Source organism: Flagellimonas abyssi, from assembly GCF_019457905.1.
GTDB lineage: Bacteria > Bacteroidota > Bacteroidia > Flavobacteriales > Flavobacteriaceae > Flagellimonas > Flagellimonas abyssi.
Window position 1 is genome coordinate 33,383 of the sequence record NZ_JAHZSV010000032.1, and the last position, 12,782, is coordinate 46,164.

Below are 12,782 nucleotides of genomic sequence, written 5' to 3' on the forward strand. Positions count from 1 at the left end.
CGATATATTGTTGAAATAAAAAAATTATAGCTTTTTGAGTGATGACAAATAACTGTCCATAACCTCATGGTTTAGGGTATAAAAGTAGAACCTACCTTCTTTTTGGGGCTCTATTAAGTCGGCGTCCACTAATTTTTTGATATGATGGCTAACCGATGGTTGTGAAAGGTTCAAGGACGCTGTAATGGTACTACATTCAAGTTTGCCATCGCAGGACTGTATGGCTTGGACAATCTTTAGGCGATTAACATCACTGAGCGCTTTCGAAATCCGTTCTATTTGTTTTAAGTTCAAAATGCTATAATATATTGAAACATGCAAATGTATCAATAAGTTAGAGAACAACAAAGGCTGGTTAAGGTTTTAGTATAACCATAACTTTTGGTGGAGACAATAAGCTACCCCAAACAATGATAAAACAATCTGAGATACCAATGAAAAATTAACTTATTGTCTCCTTCTTCTTTCCAAAAGATGATGGGAAATTATTTTATACCAATTTCATTTTTATGGGATCCCATTGCAAGATTTTCTTATCAAAATAGCTCGTGTTACAAGCTAGTGCAGGTGCTGCGGCCCTAAAGCCAAATTCGGCATCTTCAACTACTTCTTTACCATCTCTTATGGCATCAAAGAAATTGGTGAAATGGTCCAAATGGTCACTATATCCCTCAGGTGCTTTATGGATTACATCACCTTTCGGATGTCTTTTTTGCTGTGCCTCGGTCCATTTGGCGTTGTATTCGGTCTTCATACGTTCTTGCATAGCCTCTGGAAAAGTAAATACGGAATCGTATCCTCCAAAACCTGGAGCCTCAGGCATTTTGCTGTAACTTACAATAATATCATTACGGTCAATGGTAATGGTGCCCTCAGAACCTATCAACTGGATTACTTCCTGACCTCCCGTGCCACTGATAAAGTTTACCCGAAGGTTTAATTGAAATGCCGGGTGCTCTTCACTTTTTGGGTATTGCATTACCCCGGACATAACATCGGGCATGTTTCTGCCATCGTTCCAATAGCTGAACTGTCCGGTACTGTAGATGCTTTCCGGTCCTTTGGAATTGGTGATAAAGTGGGTTCCGCTCAACAAATGGATATATAGGTCCCCAGCTACACCCGTACCAAACTCTTTATAAGCTCTCCACCAAAAGAATTTTTTGGCGTCAAATTCCATTTTGTCCGTCACCTCGGTAAAGGTATCCCAATCGGTAGTTTCTGGACTGGCATCATCCGGGATGGTATATTCCCAAGCACCAATGGAACTTTGGCGGTCCCAAGCTGCCTGAACCATATTTAGGTCACCGATTTCACCGGCAACCAAAAGCTCTTTGGCCTTAGCATATCCAACGCTGCTCACTCGTTGACTGCCCACCTGAAACACTTTTCCGGATTTTTCCGCAGCTTTCATCATTGGGTAACCTTCCTCAATTTTGTGCATCATCGGTTTTTCCAAGTAAATATGTTTGCCTTTGGCAAGGGCATCCAATGTAATTTGGGAGTGCCATACATCGGTGGTGCATATCAGAACGGCATCAATATCATCCTTGGCCAGAAGTTCCTTGTAGCTTCGGGTTACGAATAAATCCTTTCCAAATTCCTCTTGGGCACGAGTCAATCTACTTTTGTAGATATCACAGATACCTGCAAGCTCAACACCGGGAATCTGTAGGGCGGTCCTTAAATCAAAATGGCCCTGTACACCGTATCCGATGACACCGATTCTTACAGTGTCGTTGTTCGAGAATGTCCTGTTGTATCTCAAGATTCTCTCCTCTGCTTTTTCTTGGGCAGCAAAAGAAGCAAATGGGGTAGCGGCAGAAGCCAGGGTAGTGGCTCCAATTTGCCGTAGAAACTTTCGTCGTTTGTTCTGATCGTTGTTTTTCATGTACTTTGATATAATATGTATGGTTTAGTTGACGGAATAACTCACAAAGGCCAATTTTTTACTGTCCGGACTCCAGGAGGGCACATTTATGGTACCCTGTCCACCGAAAAATACAGGTGTAATATCCTTAATTTTCTTTGTTTCAACATTCATAAGCCTTAGTTTGACCTGCTTTCCAAATAGATGGTTTTGTTTCTGGTCAGAAGTGTATGCAATATACACAATCCATTTTCCATCCGGAGATGGGTGCGGAAACCAGTTCGAGTTTTCATCAAAGGTCAATTGTTCCTTTTTTTTACCATTGGTTCGCATGCGCCAAATCTGCATATGTCCAGATTTGTACGAGTTGTAGTAAATGTATTTACCATCAGGTGAATAATCGGGTCCATCGTCCAAGCCTTCGGCCGTGGTCAACCTTTTTTCTTTTCCACCATCAACGCTAATGGAATACACATCATAATTGCCGTTTCGCTCGGCACAATAGGCCAATCGTTTTCCATCGGGAGACCAACCATGCCAAAAGGACATCACCTCTGAGGTGATCCTTCTAGGTTTGCCACCTTCAATGGGCAGCACATAAATGACTGATTTATAGTACTTTGGTGATGGGTCTGTTACATCATTATGACTTATGGCCAACCATTGGTTATCTGGGGAAATACCGTGGTCGTTATTGTTCTGATCGGCAAAACCGGTATCCAATAGCTCTAAATTCTTTGTTTTTAGGTCCAACGTATATAGTTTTCCTTTACTGTTGACTATCAGATAATTATCAAGATGCCAGTTTGGGGCTTCAAAGTGGTCGTCAATAGTAAGAACCGTCTCGATTCTACCGGTTTCAATATCCACTGTTTGAATGTAACTGGTCGTATCGATTTTATTTTCTGGGGGATGATTATAAAAATGATTGGATTGTCCTACCAATTTCCAATCGCCATCAAATTTTTCCAGAAACCGGACTTCTTTGGATAGGGTTTCCTTACCATTGGTTCCCACTGAAACTTCATCATGGGTTACCCAGGCTATGTTTTCATCAATTTTCATTTTATGATTGGTATGGAAGGCAAATCCTCCCTTTCCTATCATGCTGGACGGTGGGTCGATAATGGTCTTTGTTGGGACATCGATGGTTCGACCATCCGAAGTGGATACCAATATGCTACTGTAGGCTCGTTCCATCCAACAATCTGCATGTGCTTCCTTATCGCCCATACGCCAAGTAAGCCCTTCCTTTTCCAATAATTTGATGATGGCAATGGAATCGTTCTGGGAATGCATGGATGAACTTATAAGAAGCCCAAGAAAAAGCAGGAAATACCTTTGGAACAGATGCAATATATTGCCCAAAGCGTATTCCCGAAGTTGAAAAAAATGCTTCATGATTACTTTGTTTAGTTTTGTGTGCATGATAAATATATATATTATTTTCTCAATAAAAGATAATAGATTTGTGTTGTTACTTTAATTAGTTTACAATGATATTTAAACAGCTGTGAATGCTTGTATTTACAGTTGTGTTAATAGAACGATTATGGGAGAGTTTCGAAAAGAAGATTATATCGCACAACTTTCGATTGACTGTGTGATTTTCGGATATAATAATAACGAATTGAAGGTGCTGATCTCAAAATTGAGTTATGGAGAGGATTTATGGAGTTTACCGGGTGGGTATATTCTCCAAACGGAAAGTATTGATCAGGCAGCTTCACGTATTTTAATTGAGAGAACTGGACTGGACAATATTTATTTAGGGCAGTTTAGAGCTTTCGGAAGTTCTGATAGAATCATTGGAAGTGAATATAGGGAAGTGGTAAGGGCTGGACTTCGGGATTTTGCCGCAAAGAAATTTGATGACGAAGCCATAGACTGGGTAACAAGCCGTTTTGTCGGTATCGGTTATTATGCCTTGGTGGATTTGAAAAAGGTGGACCCAAAAATAGGAGAGTTCGAGGAGTTTCTAAAATGGGTCAGCATCGAGGATCTTCCCAATATGACGCATGACCATAATGAGATTGTTGAAAAGGCCCATAAATCGCTGCGTCAAAACCTTGATGAGAAGTTGATAGGGTTCAATCTACTTCCTGAGGAGTTTACCATGAGGGAAATCAAGGAGTTATATGAGGCCATTTATGATAAGAAATTCCCCATGAACAATTTTCAAAAGAAAATATTGGGTCTTGATGTATTGGAACGACTGGGCAAAAAATATACAGGAGCCCAGAATAGGGCTCCTTATATTTATAGATTCAAAAGTTAGTGAGTTTACTTTTTTAAAACTTCCTTGGATATCAAAGTGTTTTAACTTCGTTTTTTGGACATCACCAAGAACAGTACGCCGCACAATAACCAAGCGGGCAAGGTCATAAAGGATAAAAAGACATCAAAAGTGACGGAGATGAAATAACATAGTCCAAAACTTATGGCCCAGGCCCAGAATACGGCTCTGTTGAACTTCACGTTCGTTTTTTCGGCATAATCTATTATGATGTTGGCCTTTTTCCCATAGAAGTGCTCAAAAACTATAATCGCGCCCATTGGGGCCAAAATAAAACCGTACAGCGCCACGAAATCCAATAATTTCATTGCAAAGGCAGGGAAAAGCCCTGCAAGGGTCGCCACGCTACCGGCAATAATGGTCACCCAAAATGTGGATGTTTTAGGAATAATGGCCTGAAAAGCCAGTCCAGCCCGATAAATAGTCGGATTGGCCGTTGTCCATCCCGCCAAGACCACGGCAATGGCACCAAAAATGCCCAAAGCATTATAGGCCAATGGTCCGGGAGCAACATTCGGTGCATTACCTCCGGCCAAAGCGGCCTGAGCTTCTGGGGATTTAAGGTAAACAGCATAAAGTAATGCTGCCGCAATCCACGCCATATAGTGTCCCACGTACATTCCCGCTGCGGTGGTCCAACCTGACCTTGCCTTTTTCGCAAACCTAAATACGGACAAGTCGGACATGCCTACGTGCATCGCAGCATTGGCAAACCATGACCAAATGGTGACGTGCCAAAAAGTATATTTTATCTGTCCAGGAAAAGGTTCTCCACCTTCGCCCCAAATGTTCCAAAAGTCGGAGAAGCTATTTACATCAAGATCGCGCAATGCCACGATACCACTTGCCAAAAATGCCAATACAATAATAGGGGACATATAGTTGGCCGCTTTTGAAACGGTCTCGTACCCTTTTGCTGCAATCAACGAAATTACGGCCCCGATAACCAATACGATAACGACCCATGTAATGCCGTTGGGCATGGTATCCGTTAACTTGGGCATTTCCATGTCAAAAGGAATTCCAACCGCCGTGGCCGAAACGGTAATCATGGCACCGGCAAGAAAACAGAAGAGAATCCCATTGGCCAGATTATATCCAATGACCAATTTTTTTCCAACAATCTTTTCCAATTGATAGTATAAGGTAAGACGATACTTTACGGCTATTTCTGCCGTCAAGAACCTCCAACTGAGCACAGCCAAAAGATTTCCCAATAACAGTCCGACTATAAGGTCAAAAGCACTTACTCCCGTGGTCAAGAATAAAGGGCCTATCACGAATTCGGTACCTGCGGCATGCTCACCGGCATACATGCCCAAGAAACTTTTCCAGCTTTTTAATTTGGACTGCGGAACGGGCTGTCTTTCAAATTCTCCGCCAGCTATTTCCTCAACTTCTTCATCAATATTATATTGGCTCATATAGGTTTGGTTTGTTCGTTAATTTTTATGTGCTAGTTTGTTAGATCAGGTGCCTGTGCAGGTCTTGGATATTCTCGCAGCACAATTGGTCCATAATTTGTTGTAGTTGTACTTTAAGGATGGTCATGGTATGGTCGCCTCCCTTGTTTCCCATGGCGGCGGCGCCGTACATAAAAGAACGGCCCATGAATGTAAATTCCGCTCCCCGTGCAAGGGAGCGTGCAATATCCGGGCCTGAGCGCATGCCGCTGTCCATCATTACGGTTATTTGATCTTTATATTTTTCCGCTATTCGAGTCAATGGTGCAATGGTGGATTCACCGGCATCTAACTGTCTTCCTCCATGATTGGAAACTATGATGCCATCAAACCCTAATCCAATGGCCTGTTCGGTATCCTCTTCGGACGCGACCCCTTTCAAAACCAACTTACCTTTCCATCTATCCCTGATCGGTTTAATGCGCTCCTCGTTCAACCGACCAGAGAACGTTTTGTCCATAAACTTGCCCAATTGTTTCAGGTTCAGTCCTTCCGGGGTATAGGGTTTTAGAGTTTCAAAAGTAGGGATGCCATATTTTAAGGTCTGCATGGCCCAACTGGGCTTGCCCAAAACCTGAAGTATATTGGCCATGGTCATTTTTGGCGGAAGTGCCAATCCGTTTTTAAAGTCACGCGGGCGGTACCCAAAAGTGGGTACATCGCACAACAATACCAAAACGGGACAACCGGATGCGGCGGCCCTGTCGATAATATCGAACCTTACGGCATTTTCTGCCGGATTGTACAGCTGGAACCAGGCCTTGCCCTCGGTCAACTCACTCGCCCGTTCTATATCCATAGTGGTTACGGTACTCAGAATAAAGGGCACATTGTGCTTATGGGCTGCTTTCGCAAGGATTTCCGGTGAATTTGGCCACATTAGTCCTTGAAGGCCGACCGGGGCCACGCCAAATGGGGCATCATATTCATGTCCAAAAAGTTTGGTTTTGATAGAAGCTCCCCTAAAGTCTTTAATATAGGTCGGTTTTAGCGTAACGTCCCTAATTTCGGAGGTGTTCCGTTTAATATTTACATCTTCGTTGCAGCCACCATCCAAATACTCAAAAGCAAAACGGGGGATTCTTTTCTTGGCTTTTTCCCTAAGGTCATCGACGGAAGGGTATCGGGTATCGAAACTTTGGGCCATATCAATTTGTAATTAGGGGTCTATGTTTTTTTAATGCGTATTTCTTTTTTAGGAACTTTTGGTCCAGTTCCACGTTGGATATGACAATGGCCGCGCCAAGTGCCGAACCTAGAGAGGCATCGGTAGTTTTTACCTTCATATGGTTAAGGCCCTGTGCCAACAGCTCCACAAAAATTTGATTGTTGGCAAAGCCTCCATCGATGTACAATTGGGCTATATCTTCCTCACCGATAGCCCGTTGGATACTCTCAATCTGCAACTCCACCAGCTCCATCAGCAATTGATGATAGGCTTCCTCATAAGAATTGAAGTGCATTGGAGCGAGATTTTCCAAAGCACTAACATCTAGACTGGACCACTGGAATTTATGTGAAAAACTATCCTTGAGACGATGGTACAATTCAGAATCAAAATCGACCGATTTATGATAATCCTCTTCAACCCCGTAGCGCTCCGATAGTTCCTTTATTTTGATATTGTACTCGTTTCCCAAAAATAACCTAGCGGCCTTAACGGGCTCTCCGTTTATCCGCATGTAATTGATGCAGTTGGAGCGGGTGTCCGTTTCCGTTAAAAACTCTTTTGAAAATGGGTTCAGGGAGATGCTCCAAGTGCCTGTGGAGAGTAGTAGGAATTTTTTATCGATACTTCTTATGTAGGGCAAAAGGGCCGATGAGCTATCGTGAATACCGACTCCAACTTTTATCTGGTGCCCCATTAAATTAGTTTTTATACTGGTCCCGGTATCCACAATGGAAGGCAGTACCCTGTGCAACTGCTCTTTGTAGACCCAATCGTGATAATCTTGTTTTTCGTAGTTCCAAAGGGCGGTATGGCATCCAATGCTTGTATATTCACTGATCGGTATTCCTGTAAACAAATAGCTTAGATATTGTGGTAGATGAAGCGAATATTTGATTTTTGAAAAAACTTCCGGTTTATGGTGTTTCAACCAATACAATTGGATGCCTGAGTTAAGCATACCTTCCTTTGTTGTTCCAGTTTCCCTGCAAAATGTTATTTCCGGACCGTAGGTGTCGTAAAATTGTTCGATAACTTCTTCCGGTATGGGCTTTGTATAGTTGTAAAGCGGAGCCACAACGTTGCCCATGTCGTCCAAGTGCACAAAACTGGCACCGTAAGATGAAAAATTTACGGCATTTACTTTGTAATCCTTAGATTTTAGGATGTTGTGAAAAGTGGCTTTTATCCAGTCCTGGAGTTTGACAACATCTTCTGTTGGATGGCCATCTTCGTCCTGAATAGGTTCCAAATAGGTGTAATCGCGATGTACCTCCTTAAAGTCAAGGTCAAAAAGAAAGAATTTTTTATTGGTCTTTCCTATATCAAAAATTGCGATTACATCTTTAGCCATATATAAATTTATTATAGCCCCGTTGCCATGGTATGTTTACCTCTCTCGTCAATCAATTGTTTACGGATATTGAGATATCTGTACGTGTCCAATGGATTCAGAGCGCCCCCATTTGAGATTCGAGCACGTTCCAATAACGGTCTTACATCGGTGTGGTAAGCATCTTGAAGAATTTCTTGACATTGTGACACGTCATGGTTCCTCTGTGCTTCACGAAGTGACTTTTGGTCTACCAAAAGAGCCTTTGCATAGGAAGATCTAATAGCTTCCAACGATTGCATTAAGTCTTCCAAAGGGTCTTTTAGGTTATGGCTGGCATCTATCATCCAGGCAGGGTAGGGGTTTTGCGGATTGTTCTCCATACCATAAACCAGTTCGTTGAAAATCAAGAACAGGGAATATGGTTTTATGCTTCCAACGGTAAGGTCGTCGTCCCCATATTTGCTGTCATTGAAATGGAATCCTCCCAATTTGCCCTTCATCATCAAAGTGGCCACGATCTGTTCTATGTTGGTGTTTGGCAGATGATGCCCTAAATCTACCAAAGTATAGGCTTTTGGGCCACATTCGTTGGCCAACATAAAGGAAGTTCCCCAATCTTGGATGACCGTGCTGTAAAAATAAGGTTCGTAAGGTTTGTACTCGATAAAGAGTTTCCAGTCATCGGGTAATGTTTTGTAGATTTGCTGAAGACTATCCTGTGTGTTTTTAAGTACGGTCTGGAAATTGTTCTGTCCAGGAAAACTGGAGCCGTCCGCCAACCATACGGTAAGACTTTTGGAACCCAATTTTTCTCCTAATCGGATAACATCAATATTGTGCTGTATGGCCTGTTGGCGTGCATTTTCGTCGGTGCTGCAAAGTGAACCGAACTTATAGGAATGTTCTTGTTCAGGCTGATCTTGGAAGGTGTTGGAGTTCATTGCATCGAACTTTAGATCCAGGACACCGGCCAATTTTTTAACCTTCTCAGCATCTTCTGTCACATCCCATGGAATATGAAGGGAAATGGCCCCTGCAGATTGGGTTAGCGCATGAATCATTCCGACATCTTCGATTTTTTGTTCCAAAGTGCCAGGTTCCCCATGATAGGAGAATCTCCCAAAGCGCGTTCCGCCGGCACCCATGGCCCAACTTGGAATGGCTACTTGAAAGTCGCTGATTTTCTTGAGTATATGTTCAACATCGTATCCTTTTTTGGACAGCTGGTTCGCCAAAAAATCAAAACTTTGATCATGGTTGTCAAAGTTGATTTGGTTATGCGATGCGATTTGTTCTTTATTGATAATCATAGGATGATTTAATCTTTAAAAACCGCAGGCCAATATGTAGACCTGCGGAAAATTTGAATTAAAAATAACTAAACTCAAAACCTTATCTAGTGAAGGCATTTGCCATACCGCCATCCACATTGATAATGTTTCCAGTGCTTTTATCCAGTAGACCTACAAAAGCGAATACACCGTTGGCGATGTCTTCTGGATATATAATTTCGTTGAGCAAGTTTCTCTTGGCGTAATGAGCAGGAAGTTCTTCAACTTTAATACCGTAGGCTTTGGCCCTTCCTTCGGCCCAATCGCCTTCCCAAATTTTGCTGCCTACGATGACTCCATCAGGATTTACCGTATTCACTCGGATTCCTTTGCCCCCGAGTTCGGCCGCAAGTAAACGTACCATGTGTTGTTGGGCAGCTTTCGCAGTTCCGTAGCCTACATTGTTCGGTCCTGAAACTAAACCATTTTTGCTGGCAATACTTACAATGTCTCCTCCCAAATCTTGTTTGTTCATAATATCGACTCCCTGTTTAAAGAGTTCGAACTGTCCTTTCACCAAAACATTTTGAAGCAAGTCCCAATCCTTTTCGGTAGTTTCTTCCAATGGTTTGGAAATGGCCAATCCTGCACTGTGGATAATCAAATCCACACCTCCAAATTCCAGACAGGCATCTTTATATGCCTTTCTTATGGAATCGGCACTTGTTACATCACACACTGCATAAGTGGCCACGTCCCTTGTGTAGGTTTCAACAGCTTCTTTCAATCTGTCCTCGGCAATATCGGTCAATACCACATTTGCCCCATGCTCTGCAAGTTTGTCCGCGATAGCTTTACCAATTCCTCCACCGGCACCGGTGACCAGGGCCACTCTTCTCGATAACGGTTGTTCCTTGGGCATACGCTGTAACTTGGCTTCTTCCAATAGCCAATATTCAATATCAAAAGCCTCTTGTCTCGGCAACGAAGTGTAAGCTGAAATGGCCTCTGCTCCGCGCATCACATTGATGGCGTTGATGTAGAATTCACTGGCTACCCGTGTAGTTTGCTTGTTTTTCGAGAAACTGAACATACCCACCCCGGGATAAATAATGATGACAGGGTTCGGATCCCTCATCGCTGGACTGTTATCGTGCTTACAGTTCTCGTAGTATTCCTTATATTCTTTTCGGTAATGTTCAAAGGCGGGCTCTAATTTTTTAAGCACTTCCTCTGCATTGGATACATCTTCACCGGCGTCCAAAGTTAATACCAACGGTTGTATCTTGGTTCTTAAAAAGTGATCCGGACAAGAGGTCCCCATCGGGGCCAATTTTTCCAAATCGTTGCTGTTGATGTATTCCATGACCACATCAGCATCGGTAAAATGACCTATCATTCGGTTTTCCGAAGAGCACAGTCCACGAAGTAGGGGCATCAACTGTGCCGCTTTCTCTTTTCTATCTTCGGCAGGTAACGATTCCACTTTTTGACCGCCAAAAACTTTTCCCTGTTCTTTTATTTTCTTTTCAATATAATCAGAAGCCGTTTCAATGACCTCCAAACTATTGATATAGCATTCGTATGAGGTGTCTCCCCAAGTGAAAAGACCATGGCTTCCTAGCACTATACCACGTATTCCTGGGTTTTCGTCCAAACATTTTTCCAATTGAAGGCCCAGGTCGAAACCAGGTCTTTGCCATGGCACCCAGCCCATGGTGTCCCCCCAAATTTCTTTGGTCACTTTTTCACTGTCCTTGGCCGCTGCTACAGCAATAAGGGCATCAGGGTGTAGATGATCGATATGTTTAAATGGAAGCAATCCATGAAGAGGAGTGTCGATGGACGGGGCCCTACTGTCCAAATCATAAATGCAATGGTTAAAAAGTCCCACCATTCTATCCTCATCATGCAATCCTTTATAGACTTTTTTCAGGTTTCTCAATCGTTCTGTATAAAGTCCGGCAATTCCTGAACGGGTAAGGGTACCAATGTCTCCTCCAGATCCTTTAATCCACATTACTTCAACCTCTTCATTGGTCAGTGGATCCTTTTCAATTGTCTTGCAACTAGTATTTCCTCCACCGTAGTTTGTAATCCTTAAATCGGAGCCCAAAATATTGGACCTATATAGGAACAAAGCCACTTGGTCGTCGCCAAGTTCCAAGGCCTTTTTTTCGTCCCATAAATAATCCACATGTTTAAAAGTCTTAATCCCCATCAGGTATTTTTTTTATTATTGTTGTCGGTAAATGTACTTACCCATTTTCTATTAAGTGTTCTGTACTGTACCGTAAAAGTTAATAAAATGCTGGAATTGATAGATATAAAGGAGGAATCAAAGGTTCCAAAGTACAAACAAATCGTTGATTCCATTTTAGCAGCCATTGAAAATGGCAAGCTCAAATTGGACGATAGGTTGCCTTCCGTGAATGAGTTGCTAATAGAATTTGATATATCCCGCGATACTGTGGTAAGGGCTTACGACCACTTGAAGAAGAACAAAATTATAGAGTCCGTACCCGGAAAAGGCTATTATGTAAAGGAAGATGAGTTGGCCTTGAAAGCAAAAGTTTTTCTTCTTTTTAATAAGTTGAGTGCACATAAAAAAATTATTTATGATGCTTTTGCCAGAACTTTGGGAGACAATGCTACCATAGACTTTTTTATCTATGAAAATAATTACAGACATTTTAAGGAACTAATCTTGGAGTCCAAGAAAAGATCCTACACTTACACACATTATGTTGTGATCAGTCATTTTGAAGAAGGAGGTGATGATGTGATCAACTTTATCAAAGATGAAATTCCTTTGGAAAAACTGATTGTACTCGATAAAAGATTGGATGGTCTGGCGAATACCGTTTCCAGCATTTATCAAGATTTTGAGCAGGACATATATTCAGCTTTGGTTGCACTTAACCCTAAACTCAAAAAATACCGGCAGATCAAACTCTTATTAAGAAAGAAGACGTACCATCCAATTGAGATCAAAAAGGGCTTCATAAAGTTTTGCGCACAATTTGCTTACGAATTTGGAATTATAGAGGAAATTGAATCCAGTGAAATTGAAAAGCAAACTGTCTATATTAATCTTAAGGAAAGTGACTTGGTTATTTTGATCAAGAAAATAAAGGAGACCAATTTTGTGTTGGGACAAGATGTTGGGATTATTTCATATAACGAGACCCCGCTAAAGGAAGTGCTTCTGGATGGCATCACCGTAATATCCACCGACTTTGAGAACCTTGGGAAAAAAGCTGCTGAAATTGTCTTGAAGAACCAGACCATCTACACGGAAAACCCTTTTCATATAATTCAAAGAAGCTCCCTATAGTCCAATATTGGAGGACTTGCCTTTTTACCAGAACAGTACAG

General features: G+C 42.1%; 10 protein-coding genes. 2 read left to right on the forward strand and 8 right to left on the reverse strand.

Annotation, left to right across the window (positions count from 1 at the left end):
• Positions 1 to 24: 24 nt before the first annotated feature.
• The 3 genes from K1F36_RS16700 to K1F36_RS16710 all read right to left on the reverse strand — a co-directional run bounded on the left by K1F36_RS16700 (position 25) and on the right by K1F36_RS16710 (position 3,271).
• On the reverse strand, positions 25 to 294 hold the full coding sequence (locus tag K1F36_RS16700) for an ArsR/SmtB family transcription factor (RefSeq protein WP_220114855.1): 270 nt from the start codon (positions 292 to 294) through the stop codon (positions 25 to 27).
• A gap of 196 nt (positions 295 to 490) precedes the next feature.
• Positions 491 to 1,891, reverse strand: a complete 1,401-nt coding sequence (locus tag K1F36_RS16705) for a Gfo/Idh/MocA family protein (RefSeq protein WP_220114856.1) — start codon at positions 1,889 to 1,891, stop codon at positions 491 to 493.
• 24 nt (positions 1,892 to 1,915) lie between these two features.
• The gene (locus tag K1F36_RS16710; protein ID WP_220114857.1) at positions 1,916 to 3,271 is read right to left on the reverse strand and encodes a TolB family protein; all 1,356 of its coding nucleotides are present in this window, start codon (positions 3,269 to 3,271) and stop codon (positions 1,916 to 1,918) included.
• A 151-nt stretch (positions 3,272 to 3,422) separates the two neighbouring features.
• On the opposite strand from K1F36_RS16710, the gene K1F36_RS16715 reads away from it, so the two are divergent.
• Positions 3,423 to 4,148 (forward strand): NUDIX hydrolase, encoded by a 726-nt coding sequence (locus K1F36_RS16715; RefSeq protein WP_220114858.1) that lies wholly within the window; start codon positions 3,423 to 3,425, stop codon positions 4,146 to 4,148.
• Positions 4,149 to 4,189: 41 nt separating this feature from the next.
• Here the strand turns inward: K1F36_RS16715 and K1F36_RS16720 are convergent, their stop codons facing one another.
• The 5 genes from K1F36_RS16720 to K1F36_RS16740 all read right to left on the reverse strand — a co-directional run bounded on the left by K1F36_RS16720 (position 4,190) and on the right by K1F36_RS16740 (position 11,625).
• A complete protein-coding gene (locus K1F36_RS16720; protein ID WP_220114859.1) occupies positions 4,190 to 5,590 on the reverse strand; it encodes a purine-cytosine permease family protein in 1,401 nt (466 codons plus the stop codon).
• A 40-nt stretch (positions 5,591 to 5,630) separates the two neighbouring features.
• Positions 5,631 to 6,776: an alpha-hydroxy acid oxidase gene (locus tag K1F36_RS16725; RefSeq protein ID WP_220114860.1), complete on the reverse strand. Its 1,146-nt coding sequence runs from the start codon at positions 6,774 to 6,776 to the stop codon at positions 5,631 to 5,633.
• A gap of 1 nt (position 6,777) precedes the next feature.
• Positions 6,778 to 8,151: an FGGY-family carbohydrate kinase gene (locus tag K1F36_RS16730; RefSeq protein ID WP_220114861.1), complete on the reverse strand. Its 1,374-nt coding sequence runs from the start codon at positions 8,149 to 8,151 to the stop codon at positions 6,778 to 6,780.
• Between the two features lie 11 nt (positions 8,152 to 8,162).
• A complete protein-coding gene (locus K1F36_RS16735; RefSeq protein ID WP_220114862.1) occupies positions 8,163 to 9,443 on the reverse strand; it encodes a sugar isomerase in 1,281 nt (426 codons plus the stop codon).
• 82 nt (positions 9,444 to 9,525) lie between these two features.
• Complete coding sequence (locus K1F36_RS16740) at positions 9,526 to 11,625, reverse strand: bifunctional aldolase/short-chain dehydrogenase (protein ID WP_220114863.1); 2,100 nt, start codon at positions 11,623 to 11,625, stop codon at positions 9,526 to 9,528.
• Between the two features lie 87 nt (positions 11,626 to 11,712).
• Between K1F36_RS16740 and K1F36_RS16745 the strand changes: the two genes are divergently transcribed.
• Positions 11,713 to 12,741 carry a GntR family transcriptional regulator gene (locus tag K1F36_RS16745; protein ID WP_220114864.1) on the forward strand — a complete coding sequence of 343 codons (1,029 nt, stop codon included), beginning with the start codon at positions 11,713 to 11,715 and terminating at the stop codon, positions 12,739 to 12,741.
• The last annotated feature ends 41 nt before the right edge of the window (positions 12,742 to 12,782 follow it).